At 68.9% G+C, this 18,297-nt stretch carries 7 protein-coding genes; 2 read left to right on the top strand and 5 right to left on the bottom strand.

Going from position 1 to position 18,297, the window contains the following annotated elements:
- Positions 1–70: 70 nt before the first annotated feature.
- Positions 71–727: a hypothetical protein gene (locus tag O7608_RS07565; RefSeq protein WP_289209287.1), complete on the top strand. Its 657-nt coding sequence runs from the start codon at positions 71–73 to the stop codon at positions 725–727.
- A 9-nt stretch (positions 728–736) separates the two neighbouring features.
- Here O7608_RS07565 and O7608_RS07560 read toward each other — a convergent pair.
- Positions 737–1,905 (bottom strand): IS3 family transposase gene (locus tag O7608_RS07560; protein WP_421357131.1). Its coding sequence is split into 2 segments (ribosomal slippage): positions 737–1,650 and positions 1,650–1,905, totalling 1,170 coding nucleotides; the frame shifts between segments, so codons are not numbered across the junction.
- Between the two features lie 64 nt (positions 1,906–1,969).
- Between O7608_RS07560 and O7608_RS07555 the strand changes: the two genes are divergently transcribed.
- Positions 1,970–2,143 carry a hypothetical protein gene (locus O7608_RS07555; protein ID WP_289209285.1) on the top strand — a complete coding sequence of 58 codons (174 nt, stop codon included), beginning with the start codon at positions 1,970–1,972 and terminating at the stop codon, positions 2,141–2,143.
- Here O7608_RS07555 and O7608_RS07550 read toward each other — a convergent pair.
- From O7608_RS07550 to O7608_RS07535, 4 genes are read right to left on the bottom strand one after another with little or no spacing between them, the layout of a single operon-like run.
- Positions 2,132–4,273 carry a UvrD-helicase domain-containing protein gene (locus O7608_RS07550; protein WP_289209284.1) on the bottom strand — a complete coding sequence of 714 codons (2,142 nt, stop codon included), beginning with the start codon at positions 4,271–4,273 and terminating at the stop codon, positions 2,132–2,134. The genes O7608_RS07555 and O7608_RS07550 overlap by 12 nt on opposite strands.
- Positions 4,273–10,614, bottom strand: a complete 6,342-nt coding sequence (locus O7608_RS07545) for a DEAD/DEAH box helicase (RefSeq protein WP_289209283.1) — start codon at positions 10,612–10,614, stop codon at positions 4,273–4,275. The genes O7608_RS07550 and O7608_RS07545 overlap by 1 nt, the downstream gene beginning before the upstream one ends.
- Positions 10,611–15,341 (bottom strand): class I SAM-dependent DNA methyltransferase, encoded by a 4,731-nt coding sequence (locus O7608_RS07540; protein ID WP_289209282.1) that lies wholly within the window; start codon positions 15,339–15,341, stop codon positions 10,611–10,613. The genes O7608_RS07545 and O7608_RS07540 overlap by 4 nt, the downstream gene beginning before the upstream one ends.
- The gene (locus O7608_RS07535; RefSeq protein WP_289209281.1) at positions 15,338–18,217 is read right to left on the bottom strand and encodes a helicase-related protein; all 2,880 of its coding nucleotides are present in this window, start codon (positions 18,215–18,217) and stop codon (positions 15,338–15,340) included. Before O7608_RS07535 ends, O7608_RS07540 begins: the two co-directional genes overlap by 4 nt.
- Positions 18,218–18,297: the final 80 nt, after the last annotated feature.

Raw genomic sequence — 18,297 nt, 5'->3', positions numbered from 1 at the left:
AACGTCAGCATTAGGACAAAGCGTTAGGTGCCTCGTTGAACTGGATGGTTGAGTTGGAGCCGTGATAGGGGTGGCGATGAACAGCGAAACCGTCGTAGGCGCGATCTTGCGCGCGGTCAACGACCACAGCGTCACCCAGCCGTACGGCGACAGCCTGCTCCTCGACCTGCCCCTCACCTACGGCGACGGCGACGCGGTACGCCTGCTCGTCGAGCCGATCGGCGAGGGCTACCGCGTTTCCGACCGCGCCACCGCGACGACCTTGCTGTCGATGTCCGGCGTCAACTTCGATCATGGGCGTCCGGCGGAAGCGATCGCCGAGGCCGCGCGCCTGTCCGGTCTGAACGGCTTCAACGCCGTGCCCGGCGAGTTGGCCACCTACGGCTCCAAGGAGTCGCTGGGCGAGCTGGTGCTGGCCGTAGCCCAGGCGTCGATGCGGGTCGACCAGTTGCGGTGGCTGGCGGTGAAGCAACCATTGGTTCGGTTCCCCGATCAAGTCGTCGACCGGGTCAAGGAGTGGGCAACCAAGGATGGTCGACGGGTACGGCGCGAGGCGCCGATGCGACTGAGCTCGGGTCGCGAGCGACAGGTCACCCTGCAGGTGTCGTCCGCTAACAAGGCCGCGTACGTGCAGGCGGTCAGCGGACGCGACCAGGAGCAGGCCGCCGAGCACTGCTACCACATCTTCAGCTGGGCTGTGTCAAGGATCTTGGACAGGTCTTCGTAGGTTTGCTGGTCAGGCGGCTATCAGGGCCTGGTAGCCGGTGAGGGCTTCGGCCGGGGTGCGGTAGTCAAGGCTGGAGTGCAGCCGTTGTCTGTTGTAGAACACCTCGATGTACTCGGCGACGGCGAACCGGGCGCGGGCACGGGTGTCGAAGCGTTCCCGGTGGTACATCTCGTTCTTCATGGTGGCGAAGAACGATTCGGCGGCGGCGTTGTCCCAGCAGACACCGGTACGTCCCACGCTCACCCGCACCTGGTTGTCGGCGCAGTGGCGGGCGAACCTGGCCGAGGTGTACTGCGCGCCCCGGTCGGAATGGAACACCGCATCCGGGCGGACGTGGCCGTGTCGGATGGCCATGGCCAGGGCGTCGACCACCAGGCTCGTGCGCATGTGCTCGGCGGTCTGCCAGCCCACGACCATCCGGGTGGCCAGGTCGATGACGGTGGCCAGGTACAGCCAGCCCTCACCCGTCCTCAGGTAGGTGATGTCGCCGACCAGGCGGGTGCCCGGGGTGTCGGCGGTGAAGTCCCTGTCGATCAGATCCTTCGCGGTGACCGGGTCCCGGCCGGGCACCGTGGTCCGCTTGTACGCCCTGGGTTGACAGGCCCGCAGGCCGAGCTCGCGCATCAGGTCGGCGACGAGCCCGACGCTGCACGCGACACCCTTGCGGTTGAGCGCGGCGGTCACCCGCCGGCAGCCGTAGGTGCCCCGGGAGGCGTCGAAGACCCGCCGCACGTGGTCGGCGAGGGTCCGACGTCGGGCGGCGGTGACCGTCTCGGCGCGTTCCCGCCAGGCGTAGTAGGTGGAGCGGGGCACGCCCAGCAGGCGGCACATCCAGGCGATCGGGTAGGTGGCCTTCTCCGCGTCGATCACCGCGCACCGCAGGGCTACGGGTGCGTCCGGGCGAAGAAGGCCGCGGCTTTTTTCAGGAACTCGTTCTCCATCCGCAGGCGGCGGATCTCGTCTTCCATCTCCTTCACACGGGTGTCCTCGGTCCGGTCGGTGTGCGGCGGTACGGGCGTGGCGTGTTCACGGCGCCAGGTGTTGACCCAGTTGCCCAGGGTGGCTTCGTGGACCTCCAGATCACGGGCCACCGCGGCGATCGGTCTACCGGTCTCGACGACCATCTGCACAGCCTCGGCCTTGAACTGCGGACTGTATCGACGACGTTGCTCGGACATGGATCCATCCTCTCAACTCGGAGGACATGTCCAAGATCCTTGGTACACCTCAAGCCTGTCCGAGGTGCCGAAGCAGCAGCGCATCGCAGCTCTTGACGGGACACAGGACGACTGGTCACCGGCAATCGTCCGCGAGTTGGAGTCGGTGAGCGACGTGGAGTTCTTCGCCACCCCCCACAAGCTGGAGCAGCGCATCGACGCCATCGTGCCGCCCCCACACGCACCGCTACTGACCTGACCCCGGTCGTCGGACCACCATCAGCTCGTCACGTGCCCGGGTCGCCGCGACATAGCGCAGCGATCGGGCTCGCAGTTCCGCGTCGGCCCGGTCTGCGGGGTCCAGCGATTCCATCCTGGCGAGTTCGGCCGGCGACGGTTTGCCGAGCGCGAGTACGACCTTGGAGAATTCGGTGCCCTTGGCTCGGTGCATGGTCAGCACCGGCACTCGGCCTGCCGGCGGCCGGTCACGGTCGACGGCGCGGGCGTCGATGCCCTCATCGGTGAGGGCGGTCACGACGCGGTCCCGGTGGAATCGGTCCTGGACGAGGACTGCGATCGTGTCGGGGGCGGCACCCTCGTCGAGCCAGCGGCGCACGGTGCCGACGATCGCGGCCAGTTCGTCGGTGATGGAGTCGACCGATTCCACCACCGGCGTCGGTCCGGTTCGGGCGGAGCGGTAGCCGGTGGCTTCACGGTCGCCGTCGAGGTCGACGAACTCGGCGCCGTCGAGGATCGCCAACGCGTACTTCAGATTCTGTGCGGTGGTGCGGTAGTTGAGGGTCAGCCGGTGGGATCGGCCGACAACGGCGACGCCGTACCGGGACAGGACGGTGCGGGCGCCGTAGATGCGCTGGTGGGAGTCTTCGGCGATGAACATGTCGTCGGGTCCGGCGACGACGAGGGCACGCAGCAGCTGCCAATGGGTCGGCGACAGGTCCTGGCCCTCGTCGACCAGCACGTGGTCGGCGGGTCGGTCGGGCTGGCTGGTCAGGTGCGCGGCGGCGACCGCTGCGGCTTCAGCGAAGTCGAGGCTGCCGTCGATCCGGCTCTGCGCGCGGTAGGCAGCGATCAACTCCCACACCGCCGCGCGCTTGGCGCGGTCGAGTGCCACGCCTCGGCCGGGGCGGCGGACCCGCAGGTAGCCGGCCTCGTCGTGGATCTTGTTTGGCAGTACGACGTGGGCGTACTCGGTGGCGAGGAAGGTCTCGTTGGCCAGCTCGGGTGGCAGCGTCGTCCCGGTCGATTCGATGGTTTCCCGCCAACGCGTGCCTGCGGTCCTGGCGACCGGGGTGGCCCGTTCTTCGCCGAGCACGTCACGCATGGCGGCGGCGAGCCCGCCGCCGGGACCGCGCAGCACGGCGGCGGCCAACGCGTCCACTCCGGCCACGTACACGCCGGGCTGGCCGAGCGCCTTCGTCTGCGGCACCTGGGGGTCGAGTCGGGTGAGGTTGTCGCCGAGGGCTTCGGCCAGGTTGGTGGTGAAGGTGGTCAGCACGATCCGCGCCTGCGGATCACGGCGGGCCAGCGCGCGGGCGCGGTGGACCAGGACGACGGTCTTGCCGGTGCCGGCGCCACCGGAGACCCGGTACGGGCCGTTGTAGCGGCGTTCGACGTACCGGCGCTGCTCAGGGTGCAGGAAGATCCGCCAGGCGCCGAAGTCGCCGTCTTCGATGACGCGGCGCAGCTCTTCCTGGTCGCCGATGAAGGCGTACTGGAGGGCGGCTGCCGGGCGCTTGAGCGACTGCAGCACGTCGGCGTCGGCGTCGGCGGCAGGGTCGGTCTTCTCCAGTTGCATCCGGGCGACGATTGCATCGACGGTGTCGCCGGCGGCGAGGTCGACGAGGATGGTGCCGACCCAGCCGTCGTGCCGTTGCGCCAGTTCGAGCATGGCGTCCTCGTCGGAGACGGCCATCGCGTCGGCGACGACGTCGGCGGGCAGACCGAGAACGTCGATCAGGTCCGCCTGATGGTGACCGAGCCGCAGCAGCAGTGGTTCGGCGACGGGCCGCACCGGCGGCGGTGGGGGCGGGGGCGGCGTCGGGTCGATCTCCTCGATCTGCGGCAGGCCGTTGATCGGGTTGACCTTGAGTCGTACGCGCTGGGCCACGGCGATCGCGTCGTCGTGCGGCCAGATCCCGTGGATGACGTAGTGCGTTTCGCCGTCTCCGTCGAGGCGGAACATGACGGCCCGCCAGAATTCGTCGACCCGGCCGGTGCGTACTCGCGGGTCGGCGGACTTCTGGATCGGTTCCACGTGCAGGCCAGGCGTGGCGTCGTCGGTGCACAGCTTCTGCAGGAAGGCCATGGCCTTGCCGCGCACGGAGCCGTCGATTTTGTTGGCGGGCTTGCCCATGATGATCGTCGGCATCAGCGTTCTCCGGCGGGGTCGAGGACGTGGGTGACGGTTTCGGCGACGAGTTCGGGAGTGGGCTCGACGAGTCGCCAGCCTGCTTCGGCGAGGTCGGCGCGATCCTGTGCCGACATGTGGGCGAAGGCGACGGCCACTCGCAGAGTGGGCCAGGAAAGGTCGAGCGGAATGCCGTCGGGGCCTTCCGCACCGACCACCGGCGGGGCGATTCCGTCGTGTGCGGCGAGCGCGGCGACGAGTCGCCGTTCCTCGCCGGGTGCGGCGGCGTCGTAGACGTCGGCCCAGGCGCCGACGGGGCGGCCGAGACCGGATCCGGTCTGCTCGTCGGCGGGGTCGCCGGCAGCGGTGTGGACGAGGCTCGTGGTGGTCACGACGGTCGGCCAGTCCCGCAGCGCCAGCGCGTTGGACAGCCGCAGCCATGCTCGCCACGCTTCGGCGTGGGCGTCGTCGAGTGCTTCGTCGCGGTCGTCGAGGACCACGGCGACTTCGACGACCGTTTCGGCGAGGATCTCGACGACGACCGCGAGGGCTCCTCGACGGTTCAGGTAGAGCTTTCGCTCGCCGGTCGGCAGGTGCTCGTCGAGCAGGGCTGCGCGGGCCAGCTCTGCTGGGGTGAACGGGTCGGCGACGGACATCGTGTGCGCCCCGGCCGACAGGAACATCGGTACGGCACGGGCAACGGCCCGTACCGCAGCCGGTTGGGGGTTCGACACCCAGTCGACGAGCCAGTCGACGGGTCCTCGGCCGAGGCTGCGGTACACCTCGGGTGGCGCCTGCAGCTGCGGGATGGTCATCAGGCTGCCGGCCATCGCGGCGTTGTACCACCAGGGCGGGGCGGGGCCCTGGTCGCCGGGTTCGACGTCGGCGACGGTGACTGCGAGCACCACGAATCCGGCGTCGCGTAGGTTGGCCCGTTTCGCGGCGTCGTCGGCGAGCCGGTTCGCGGCAGCGGTGGCGTGGTACGCCCGCCCGTCGGTGAAGATCGCGACCGCGGGCACGTTCATGTCGTTGGTTTCCAGCAGGAAGTCGGGCCGGGAATCGAGAACGTTGGCCTGCGGGGTGAGGGTCCACTGCCGGTGCATGCCGGGCAGGGTGAACCGTACGACGTTGCCGGTCGGCCCGGGCGCTTCGGAGACGGCGGCGCCGGCTCGCCGCAGTCGGCCGACGAAGACCCGGTGGAAGGCGCGTTCCAGATGCGACTCGGGCTCCTCGTGCGGTGCCACCTCGGTCACGGTCCAGGTCGTCCCTTCTGCGGTGTCGGCGTCAGGTGTGAGCCCGAGCAGGGCACGCAGGTGCCGCTCGGCCGATGCCCGGGACACTCGCCGCACGATGTTGGGGTCGATGAACGGCAGGAGGCACCGGTGGCAGGCGAGTCGGTCCTCGTGGCGGCATTCGCAGTCACGGACCCGTTCCCAGGCGAGGACGAGCAGTTCGCGTAGCCGCTCGGGGGTGGCGGTCTCGGCGAGGTAGCCGGTGCCGGCGGGCACCGCGTCGTGCAGCAGGATGGCGTCGTGGTTGTCGGTGCCGTCGGACAGGGTGGGGTCGACGACGTGTTCGACCCGGATGTGGTCGGGGTGGCCGCCCATCTGTTCCCGGAGCCCGAGCAGGAGCGCGGCGGAGAGGCTGGGCACGGCGAAGTCGTCGCCGATGCTGACCGCGTGCGGCAGCCGGAGCAGCAACCCTTGGGTACGCAGGGTCCGGGACAGCGCGATGGTGCTGGCCTTCTCGGTGGGTGACATCCGATGCGGGCACCACGGCCGGTGCTCGTGCGGCCGGTTGCGGCCGGTTTCGGTGTCTTTCTTGCCGCAGCCGGAGCAGACGCGAAACAGGTTGCCCTGCCGGTCTTCGCCGGCGATGGTCCGGGTCGTGCCGTGTCCGCGTAGCCCCAGGTTGATCCAGCGTAGGTCGACGACACGCAGGTAGGTGCAGCCGAGTCCGGTGCCTTCGACGAACCAGCGGCGGGCGACGTTGGCGGGGTCGACGTCGGCGGCGGCGACGATCAGAAATCCGGTACGGGTTCGGTCGTCCTTGCGGTCGGAGATCGCGGCTTCGTCGCGGCGTACTTCGGCGGAGACCCGGGTCAGCTCGACCACGTCGAGACGTTGCCCGGTGTCGCCGATGCCGGTGCTGCCGCAGCGCGGGCAGGCCGGGACCGGCACTTCGCGACCGGTCAGCGCGACGTCGACGGCGTATCCGCAGGCGGGGCAGAACGCCCATCTGCGGATCGCCGAGCCGTCCATGCCGAGGTCGACGGCGTCGATGTCGATTTCCCAGCCGCGGGCGTAGAAGGTGGCGCCGGGGGCGAACTCGCGCAGCGCTTGCGCGGAGCCGCGCGCGAAGTGCGCCCGGCCGTAGGTGTACGTGAGGGTGTCGGGATCCATCCAGGACAGCCCGACGTCGAGGGTGACGGTGTCGTCGAGCAGCGTGTAGTTGGGCAGCAGTCCGTATTCTTCGAGGACGCTGATCCAGTAGCCGCCGCGCAGGTCGGCCAGCTGACCGCCGGTCAGTCTGAGAGCGGATCGCGCCGACCGCAGCGCCTGCTTGTCGTCGTCGGTGGCGGCCGGCGACGCGGTCTTCGCTTCGAGCTCGGGCAGCAGTTCGGCGATCTTCGTCCGCCGTCGTTCCAGCGTCTCGACGTTGTCCCGCCAGCGGCGGCTGGCGTCCTGCACGTGCGCGGCGAAGCCGCTGGTCCGTGGCCCGCTGACCGGCCGCAGCCAGTCACGCAGCCGCTCGACGACGTCTTCGGGCAGGTCGAAGGTGGCGACGAATCGGGGCAACTGCTCGGCGGCGCTGGTCTCGGCGTGCGACACCAGGTCGCCGAGGAAGGTGCCCGGATTGGTCGAGGCGATCGCCCCGACGGCGGACCTCGGGTGGCGGCGGCCGACGTCGCGGGCGAAGCCGTCGGCCAGGTACGCCGTGTACTGCCGGCGCAGGATCTCCTCCGCCGCCAGGTAGGTCGCCGGCGGCCGCACCTCTCCGTCGATGACCGACAGCGGGTCGCCGAGTTTCGGCAGGTGCTCGCCGCGCCCGGTGACGAAGGCCAGGTTGAGCGCGTTGCCGGTGAGCCGGCCGGCGCGGCCGACCCGCTGCAGGTAGGAGGCGACGGTCCGGGGCAGCGACGCGAGGAGCACCGCCGACAGGTCGCCGATGTCGATACCCATCTCCAGGGTGGGGGTGGCGACGAGGACGTTCGGGGCCTGCGGACTGGTCGCGGCGTCGCGGAATCCGTCTTCGTACGCCAGGCGGGTCTCGTCGTCGAGGAGACTGGTGTGTTCCCGGGAGACGACGCGGCGCATGTCCGGGGATCCGTACAGCCGTCGGTAGAAGTTGTCTTTCAGCCGGTCGGGCTGCAGGTGCCCACGGCAGCGCACGTGCAGGCAGGGTGCGCCGGTGAGCTGGGTGACGACGTCGACGGTGCCCGGGGTGATGGCCCGGCAGGTGTCGCAGACCAGCAGGTGCCGGCCGGCGGCCAGGTCGGCTTCGTCGACGGGCGCGACGACGACCGCAGACGGGGGGATCGCGAAGACGGTGGCACCGGATTCGCTGGTCGTCGTGCTGAGGATCCCGTCGCGGGCGAGCCGGTCGAGCAGCTGCCGGGCGAGCCGGCCGCCGTCGAGCGGGGAGACGTCGAGCACGCGGGACGTCCACCGGGCGTACCAGGATTGTGGCGTGGTCACCGGGTCCAGTCCGCTGTTGGCCGGTCCGGCGCCGCCGCCGACCTTCGGGTACGCGGGCCGGGGCCGGTCCCGGGGGAACGCCGGCATGCCGTCGCTGCGCGGCCGCCCACCCCAGATCGACCAGTCGCGGCCGTCTTCGGCCCGGTAGCGGTCGAACCACGGGTGGTCGATGGCGCCTTGCGCGCGCATCCGGTCCAGCAGGCCACGGACCCACCGCACCAGGGTCGCGTCGTCGGGCCCGGTCGAGCCGAGCGCGGCCTGCCAGGACGTGCCGTCGAGCACGGCACGGGCCGTCCCGGCCATCCGGGCCGGTTCACCGGCGTTGACTCCGACGGCGACCGTGCCGGTGAGCTCCAGGGTCCGGCCGGTGCGGGAGTTCAGCCCGAACTCCAACGCGGCGTCGAGCGCGAGCCGTTTGCGCACCCGCGCCTGCACCTTCGCGGGCACCGCACGCAGCTTCCCGGCCTTCCAGAACTCCACGAAGGACTCCCGGTCGGCGCAGTCCGGGGCGAGGACCCGGTAGCGCGCGAACGGGTCGTCGCCGGCCTGCCGGATCACTTCCTCGACGAGTGCGTCGAGGGTCAGCTCCCCGTCGGCGACGGCGTGCCGCAACACGGACCGCAGCGTCAACGTGTGCGACCGGGCCTGGACGAACCCGGCCCGGTGCGCGGCGTCCTGCACCGAGTCGGTGAAGACCAGCGCCTTCTTCTCTCGAGCGTCGAGGGTCGGCGAGCCGAACAGCGTCGACAGCGACACCGACAGCAGCGTGGCGACCGCGCTGCCGAGGAACCGGATGCCGTCTTCCTGCCCGCACGACGGGCAGGTGTCCTTGCGGCTCTGCTGGTCGGCGTCGGTGCCGAGGTTGGTCAGCACCGGCAGGATCCAGCCGTCGCGCAGCTCCCGGTCGTCGTCGGCGACGCTGGTGAGCAGTTCCCGGCTGCGGATCGAAAACCACACCAGTCCGTCGATCTGCTCGCCGCTGTCGATGCTGGCGGCGGCTTCGGCTGGCGCGTACAGCAGTGGCCGGAACCGGCCCTCCTTGACGGCGTGGTCGCGACGGATGTGGTCGTCGTCAGGGGTCAGGCTGTTGCCGACCGGGGCGAGGCCGATCCCCCAGCCGGATCTGCCGCAGTGCCGGCAGAAGATGGCCGGGAAGGACGGCCTGGTGTCTTCGGCGTCGCCGCCGGGGATCGGCGGGCCGTCGTCGCTCCACCGGAACCGGGCGGCGGTCGCGGCGGCCCGGTCGATGCGGGTCAGCTCCCGGATCCACAGATGCACGTCGACGGCGAGCGCGTCGCGTCCGGCGACCGCGCGGACGTGCCCGAGCATGGCGATCACGTGCGTCAGCAGCGCCTGGGCGCGGGCCGGGTGGCCGACGCCGAAGACCCGTTCGGCGAGGTCGTCCAGGGCGACGGCGTGTGCAGCCTCGCGGGCCAGAGTGTGCACCAGCGGATGCGCCTGGCAGAGCGCGAGCAGCAGTTGCGGGTCAGCGCCGACGAACCGCTCCGGTTCGACGCCGTAGAGCTGGCTGAGGACGAGGCGGGCGAGCTGTTCCCCGGTCGGGTCGTGGCCGAGATCGGCGACGGCGTCGAGCGCGGCCGCCACGTCCAGCGTGCCGACCTCGACCGGGTGAAGGTCGGCGGCGGCGATCTGCTCGGCCGCGCCGTCGGACCACTCGTCGAGGTCGAGCCGGGTCTCGGTGACGATCGAGTCGGCGCCGAAGCGCTCCCCGAACACGGTGTGGGCGAAGTCGAGCATCACCAGCGGGTCGCCCTTGTCGCCGAGGGTCGCCGAGGTCGCCACCGGGGTCGCCAACCCCAGCGGCCGGCTGCGCGCGGCGTCGTCGATGGCCGGGTCGTCGTCGCGCCAGTGGCTCTTGAGGGCCAGGCCGAGCCGGCGCAGCAGCATCGCCACGTCGGTGCCTTGCGCGCCGTCGTAGGTGTGAAATTCGTCGAGTACGAGGTACCGCAGGCTGGTCGCCGACTGCCGCCACAGCTCCTGGTCCTCGACTCGCAGCAGCAGCTGGTCGAGCATCTTGTAGTTGGTCAGCAGGATGTCCGGCGCGGTGTCCCGGATGATCCCCCGGTCGGTGATCAGCCCGTCGGCGCTCACCGCCGGCCGGGTCTCCCCGGCCTGCCCGGTGTAGAGCGCGGCGGTCACCTCGGCCAGGTCGGGCTGCTCGACCAGCAGCTTCGTCAACCGGGCCGCTTGGTCGTTGGCGAGCGCGTTCATCGGGTAGAGGATCAACGCCTTGATTCCGGTGACCCCGTCGCGGCGAGCCCGCAGCACGTGGTCCAGGATCGGCGCCAGGAACGCCTCGGTCTTGCCGGAGCCGGTGCCGGTGGTGACCAGGGTCGGCAGCGGCCGGCGCGGCTGCCCGCCGGCAGCCGAGGCGAGCCGGGCGAACGCGGCGGCCTGATGGCCGTACGGCGGTGGGAAGCCTTCGTACCACTCCAGGGTGTCCCGCCAGCCGGCGTCGGCGGGCCGGTACGGCAGTCGCAGCCGCACGTAGGGGCCTTTGAACATGCCGGTGTCCGGGTCGGACAAAAAGCGGTCCAGGCCGTCGCGGGCGTCGCCGTCGGTGAGTCCGAACGTCGTCGTCAGGTAGTCGACGAGGCTGTGCCGGATCCGGTCCGCCTGGTGGGTGGGGAGCAGCTCGCTCACGTGCGCTCCCGCATCAGCTGCTCGAAGTGGGCGTACGCCTGCCGCATGTCCGCCTCCCGGTCCAGGGTCACGAACGGCAGCTCGTACGTGTACGTGTTGCCCGCCTGGTTGATCGCGGTCCGCTCCTCCTCGGTGATCCGGTCACCCTTCTTCCGCCACACGCTCAACACCGAGTTCGGAACGAGTCGCCCGTTGGCGTCGTAGTAGTAGACGTTGCGATCGTGACCATAGAGGACGGAAAACTGTGTCCGGTAGATCGTGCACAGCTCGTCGGCGGTCAGCCCAAGCATGAACGCAGCTAAGGCATCGATCTCAATGAGCGCCTGTCTCCGATCAGTAGCGACACGCAGCGGGACCCCAGGACTCCAATCAGCATTGACGTCACCGAGAGGTTCATGCCGGTTGCGCACGAAGCCACCGGCCCATCTCGCTTCACGAAATCCATCAACGTAGCAATTAATCCATAGTTCAGCGTAGGCGTCCGTTAAACAATTAAGCCTAAGCACGCGCAAGGCAAGCTCATCGTACAAAAGATGATCTGCAAACATTGGCAATCGAGCGACCGTAGAAAAACGGATATTAGCCTTAGGTGCCGCTCGAACAATCACATCCGAGACCAACGAAGAAGCAAACCCAGCAACCGACACTAGCGACCGAAATCCGTCGTCGAGAAATGCGAATGACAGAACGCTATCGACATGAGCCGCACCAGGTGGGATGATTGCGGGAATCAGTGTCCGCTCACCTGTATTCGACGCCATCTTTCGCCATGCGACACGGTAGAACTCACGCGCAGAACGCGAGGTAGCCTCGCCCCAACGCGTGTAGTTTTGGTCGTACCGGAGCAGGTCACCTCTCGGCTTATAGGATGTGACAGGAACCGCCGAAGAATGGAGCCCCTCGAAGTCCACGGCAGACCAGTCCTGGTGATGAAGCATCGTACGGTTCGGCACCTTGTAGAACGGAGTGGAGACAAAAATATGTGGCCCTTGCAGGATAACATCATCCCATTTCTTTGGCTCACCCCACTCCGATTCGAAAAACCCCCCGCTTCTCCCATTCTTCTCATGCCACCCCGCAGAATATGCCGGACCAAGACTACCAATTCTCCTCGCTCGGGACAGCTTGTCTAGAGCCGACGCAGTCGAACGATTGACCACATACACCATTCGAGTTTGTCGAATCGGCACCTCCGGCAGCTCAAGGATCGCATGCCAGGTTGCCAGCGTTTCATCTGTGACGTAGGTAATCCGGTCGCGCTGCGGACGCAGATCCCATTTACCTCCAAGGTCTTTAAGCCCAGGCTCCGGACCCGATCCATCATGGTCAAATGAGCGCAGAACAGTATCCGGATGGTAAAGCCATGCAGCCTGATAGAAACCGACTTCATCTCGACGCGACCCAAAAACCGACAGCCCATAATGGTTATTATGCAGAATTTCAAAGAGCTGCAACTCGTTCACAAAATGCCAATGACGCCTAAGTCGCAAGTACACCTCAGATCGGAAGGCGCCAGCCCTTTCGTCAGTGAAATGACTCTCATAGTGAATCAGACCCACGGCACCATGGGAAGATGAATTCCGCCACATTTGCTCAATGAAACAACGATAGAGATCCGGCTGAAGTCCTCGCAGTTGAGGATATTGCTCGAGAGATCCAACAAACTCGGCGATACAGGAAATATCCGATACCCCGTCAACCACCAAGTTCTGGATTCCCGGCAAGCTGAGGGTGGTTTCTCGTCGGGCCACTAATTGAGCTTGCTTCGGCTTGACGGCAAGTTGCCACCACGGATCGCCCTCGGCCAGTAGGGCAGGAATGTCGACAATAGGTCGGACCCAGGGTGGGTTACCGACTTGAAGGTCGAAGCCGCCGCGCGCGAAGACGGTGGCGAAGTCGAGGTTCCAGTGGAAGAAGCCTTGCTGGTCGGCGACCCGCTCGCACACCACCAGCCACGGGTGCTTCCGCAGCACGTCGACCATGGGAAGGGCGTTCGCGAAGCCGAGGTCGATCTTCTCGCCCTCGTTCAGCTCGTCCCAGCTTGCGCTGGCGGCGAGCGTCTCGCGTGGCATGGAAGTCTTGCGCAGCTCAGGGCTGCGCCCGAGCAAATCACGCAACCCGGCAATCCATTCCGTCATGGTGGGTGGCGCGACCCGTGCCCCGTCAACCGTGGTGATCTCGTCGGTCAGCGGCCAGAACCACAGCGCGGTCCAGGCGTCCATCACCCGACGCAACCGCTGGTAGGCGCCGTCGGGGTCGGCGAGTGCGGCCTCGATCTGCTCCCGCTGCACGCCGCCACCCGCCGGCAGGTCGCCCGCTTCCCAGACCGGGATCGCCCGCCGAATCTCCCGTTCGGCGATGCTCAGCCGACGGTAGGCGATCTGCCAGAGCACCTCGACCCGGTGCGCCAGCTCGACCAGCGTGTTGACCTGCTGCTGGCTGGGCTTCGACTTGACGCTGCTGCGCCACGACTTCAGCCGCTTCGCGGCCACGGGGGCGAGTGCAGCGGCTTCCTTGGCGTCGGCAGCGGCTCCCCAGCCGTCAGCTGGCAGCAGGAAGTGGTGGATGCCGCCGCTGGCAACACGTCCGGCGTCCATGTCTTCGACCAGGGAGGTCAGTGGCACGTCGGTCGGCACCGCGCCGAGCCACGACTTGTCACTGACCTGGTTGCGCCGGTACACGGCCCGGCGGGCGCCGACGAGGGAATTGCCACGTCGCAGGTGCAGGCCGAACCACGGTGCGGCCAGGCCTTCGACCATGGTGTCCAGCCAGAGCGAGATCTCGGCCAGCTCGACGGCGGTGGCGTTGAGGTCTACGCCGTAGACGTTGTGCAGCGCCAGGTACGCCTTGACTTCCTGCAACCGACGCGGGTACTCGTCGGGGTCGATCCGGATGCCCAGCTCGGCTTGGCGACGCTTGAGGTACTGGTCGGCGAGCTGCCGGACGGCTTCGATGGCGAACGCACCGGAGCCGAGCGCCGGCTCGCAGACGGTCATCTCCAGGATTTCGGCGGCCTTGGTGGTGCGGCCGTCCTGGTCGAGCAGCTCCTCCAGGGCCTGGCCGACGGTGAAGCGGGTCAGCACCTCGGGGGTGTAGTACGACGCGGATTGCTGGCGTTCACGGCCGGCGAGCCGGAAGACGAACGAGCCTTCCGGGTGCAGCACCGGCTTCCGCTCGCCGGTCTGCGGGTCGGTTGCCTTGACGAAGTCGGCGGCGGAGATGCCGTCCACCCGGTCGGTGGGCACCACCCAGGAGCCCTTGGACGAGTCGCCGTTCTTGGCGACCTCGTACAGGTCGGTTTCGGCGAAGAAGCCGGTGTATGACATCAGCCCCTCGTAGACCGCGCCGAGCTGGTTGATGCCCAGTTCGGCGTACGAGATGAAACCTCGGTCCTTGCCGCGTGACTCCTTGCTGAGCAGCAGGTGGGTGAGGACCTGCTGCAGGGCGACGTTGCCCAGGCCGACGGCGTCGATGTGGACGGTGGCCTCTGGGCGGAACAGATCGGCGCGCAGCGCGTTGAAGGTCAGTCCTTCGGCGGCCAACGGAGCGTCGTCATCGGCGGCGTCGGCCTCCAGGGCAGCGACTGCGTCCGGCTGGTGCCCCTTGTCGACCAGGCGGAACAGCACACCGAGCGATTCGTAGAGGTGGGTGCCGCTGCGGGCGCGTGGGGTGGCCAACTCCACCTGGACCAGGTCCCGCAGTCGGTCCAGGCTGTAGCCCTGGTCGTATTCGCCGGCACCGACCGGCAGCACGCCCAACTCGGGGGACGCCTCGGCGTACAGCAGGAACAGGATGCGGTAGAGGAACCGCAGCGACTGCTTGGCCAGCGGCTGGGCTTCGCTGGCCGGCAGCGGTGGGAGCCCCTTGGCGCGGCGACGGTCGACGACCTCGTTGGCGATGATCTCGATCGAGAGCCGGACACCGTCGCGCAGGTCCTTGGAGACGCCGACGGTGTGCTTGACCGAGGCGGCGAGGATGTCGTGCCACCACAGCTTGCCGTCGGCGTCCGGGGCGATCGACTGTGCGGAGAGGCAGGTCAACGCCCGGTCGATCTCCCCGCCCTTCTTCGTGTCGTTGCGTTCGCAGACCAGCTGCACGTCGACGGCGAGGTAGCGGCCTTCGGCCCAGCGTTCCCGCTCGGCGAGCAGCGCCCATCGGCCGGCGAGCACCAGGACCAGGTCGGGGGCGTCGTCGGCGACGAACAACGCGGACACCAACCGGGCGGCGGACTTCAGCTCCTCGGTGTCCTCGGTGAGGCTCACCGGTTCGGGCAGCGTGGCCGCGTCACGGGCCAGCAGCTCCTCGACGGCGGCCACCGGGCGGGCCGAGACGACGACCAGCGGCGCCCGGTCGGTGATGCCGGGTGAGGAGACCCGCAGCAGCGGCCCGTCGCGGTGCAGGACCAGGCCGTGGCCGGTCAGCTCCAACACGTCGATCAGTCGCTCGCGGACGGTGATAGCGACGTCGTCAGCCGTACGGCCGTCTCGCAGGTCGGCGCTGGCGGCCGGGTCGAGCAGCTCGGCCAGGGTCGCCAGCTCGGTTTCCAGGGTCTGCCGGGCCTCGGTGAAGCGAGACCTCGGGGTCGGTCGGCCTTCCTTGGCTTCAGCGTCCCAGGCGTCGCGGCGCTTCTTGACCTCGGCGCGGAACGATTCGCCCTTGGCCTCGGTGGTGAAGTAGTGCTCCGAGATCCATCCTTCGCCGACGAGGATCGCGTCCGAGCCGCTCACCGCTTGCCACCTTCCATGTCGGGGACGACCATCAGCAGCGGTCGTACGAGCTGTCGATCGGGCGCCATCGCCTGCACCATGTCGCGTTCCTGTTCGACGCTGGCCCGGCGCTGCTTGATGTCGCTGCGTTGGATGAGTGCGTCTGCTTCCACGTCCCAGCGGTCCAGCCGCTGAGACCACTGTTCGACCCGTTGGGCGACGTCCTTCTTCGACGCCTCGAACACGGTGCGCAGGTGCCGTTCGGCTTCGTGCACCGCCGGGGCGACGAGTCGCTGCAGAGTTTCGACGTCGGCGACCGGACCGGGGTTGTTGCGGGCCGTGCCCCAGCCGAGGGCGTGCAGCGCGTCGCGGGCGGACTCGTGCGGGGAGACCAGCGAGAACGACGGCTCGTCCGGCGACGGGAACTCGGCGGTCAGCCAGGCCGCCGAGACGATCTGCCCACGCCGGTTGGTGAGCGTGCCGAGCAGCAGCACCGTGGGCGCGTCGACGGCGCCTCGGACGGCGAAGACCTCGTTGCGGCCGAGCGCCGCCAACGCCCGGTCCGACGCCCAGTCCAGCACCGGATGCAGTGGGCTGAGGAAGTGCGCGTCCGGCCAGGTCGAGTCGCTGTCGTCGCGCAACGCCGCCGCGAGCCGGTCCTTTCCTCGGGCCGTGGTGGTGGCCAACACGAGTCGTTCGGTGACCTTCCGGTCGGCGAGGTACGACTGTGGCAGCACGTCGAGGCGCTGCGCGAGGTCCGGTGGTGGGGTCAGCTCGACGGTGCCGAACGCGGCGTCGCGGCGCCAGCCGACGCCCCCGTTCTTCGGCGGGGCCGCCGGCTCGATGAACGCCTCCTGCAGCGCGTCCTCCAGGTAGGACACGTCGTCGGGGTAGAGGCCGGAGTCGAGATCGGCGACGTCGGCCACAGGGCCCGTCGACTGCGGGCCCGGGGCGGCGGGGGCGTCGAAGAGCTGGCTGAACATCGCGGCCAGGTCGTTGCCGGTGGCGACCTTCTCGACCGGGCGTACGACGTCGTCGAGGGTCTTCTTCCCGGCGAGCACCGCCCGGATCTCGTCCTCCTCCCCCTTGACGTCGTAGCAGCCCATCAGCGAGGCGGCGTCACCGAGCGCGGTGTGCGCCTGGTCTTCCTTCTCCACCAGCTTCGCGAGGATCCGTACGTCGCCGGCGAAGCGTTCGCTCGACGGGTCCAGCAGCAGCGCGGTGACCCGGGGTGGGTGCTTCTGCCCGTACCGGTCGATCCGGCCGTTGCGCTGCTCGATGCGGATCAGGCTCCACGGGATGTCGTAGTGGACCAGCTCGTGGCACTGCGCGTGCAGGTTGACACCTTCGGAGGCGACGTCGCCGGTGACGAGCACCCGTACCGCCGTCTTCTCTTGCTTGAATGCCTCGACGATGCGCTGCTGCTCGTCGTCGGCGAGGCCGCCGTGCATGATCTCGACGGCGTCGGCGGGCAGACCGAGGTCCTTCGGCAGGCTGCGATGCAGCCAGCGCAGCGTCTCCAGCCGTTCGGCGAAGACCACCGCGCGGGCCGGCGATCCCCGGCCGACGCCGATCTCCTTCAGGTGGGCGACCAGGCGCGTGTACTTCGCCGACGGTTGGCGCAGGGTCTGCTCGTTGAGCGCGGCGAGCCGCCGCAGCGCCTGACGCTCGACGTCGGCCCGGTCGTCGTGCCCGAGCCGGCCCAGCCGGCCCTCGATGGTTTCCCGCAGCGCGGCCGGGGACGACAGGAACGCTTTGGCCAGCGTCCACGGAAACAGCGACGCGTTCTGCCCCGAGTACGGGCTGCCGCCCTTGCCTGGCCACAGCCAGACTTCCTCCAGCTCGCGGGCGACGGCGTCCTCGGCGGGCGTGGCCGGCACGAGCACGTTGTTGGGTTCCTGCCGTTTCGCCCAGTCCGCGCCGACGACCTGCGCGACCTCCGGGCTGTGCCGGTGTCTGCGCACCACCAGCCGCCGCACTTCCTCGCGGTCGAGGGTGCCGTCGGGTGGCACCGCCGACGGGTCCAGCAGCCGCAGCAGCTCGGCGAAGGAATCCGCCCGGCCGTTGTGCGGCGTCGCCGACGCGAGGATCAGGGCCTCCGCGTTGCGGGCGAGCAGCCGCGCCAGCCGGTTGTTCAGCGTCGCGGTGTTCGACAGGTTGTGCGACTCGTCGATGACCACCGCGTCCCACCGCTGCTTGCGCAGGCTGGCGACGTACCGATCGGACTTGAGCGTGTCGATCGAGATGATCGCCCGCTTGTAGTAGGTGAACGGGTTGCGGGTCGCTGGCAGCTTCTGCCGCACCCGCTGGATGCCGGCGGAGTCCAGCCGGACGAACGGCAACGCGAAACGGGTCCACAGCTCGTGCTGCATCTGCTCCAGGACGTGCCGGGGCGTCACCACCAGGATCCGGTCACCGCGCCCCCGGCGGACCAACTCCGACAAGATCATGCCGATTTCGAGGGTCTTGCCGAGGCCGACCGCGTCGGCGAGCAGGATCCTGGGTCTCAGGTTCTCCGGAGCCAGCGCCTTGCGCACCGCCGACTGCTGGTAGCTGAGCGCGTCGGCCAGGCCACGGGTGGCAACCGACAACGCCCGGGTGCCGAGCGGTACGGCCGTCTTGCGGATCGTCGATTCCAGCCACAGCCGCGCGGTGCGGTAGCGCGGGCTGTCGTCGGCCACGACCGTGGCCTCCGCCGGCTCCAGCGGCATGATCGTGTCGAGGGAGTCATAGAACGAGGCGGTGGTGTCGCGGACCAGATCGCCGAGGCCCTGGACGTGCACCAAGGTGCGGTCGGCGGTTTCCTCGGTCGCGACGACGAGCCACTCTTCGTCGCGGATCACGACGACCGACCCCGGCGCGATCGACCTGCGGACGTCTTGCTTCGATCCCGTCACAGGTGTTTTCTCCGTTTTCGAATCGTTACAAATGAGACGTTCGCCGACAAGTCGCGTTGTCGCCAGTTCACAAGCCTAAC

Source organism: Solwaraspora sp. WMMA2056 (assembly GCF_030345095.1).
GTDB lineage: Bacteria > Actinomycetota > Actinomycetes > Mycobacteriales > Micromonosporaceae > Micromonospora_E.
Note: the sequence above shows the minus strand (reverse complement) of the source record. Positions and strands in the feature narration are given on the sequence as shown.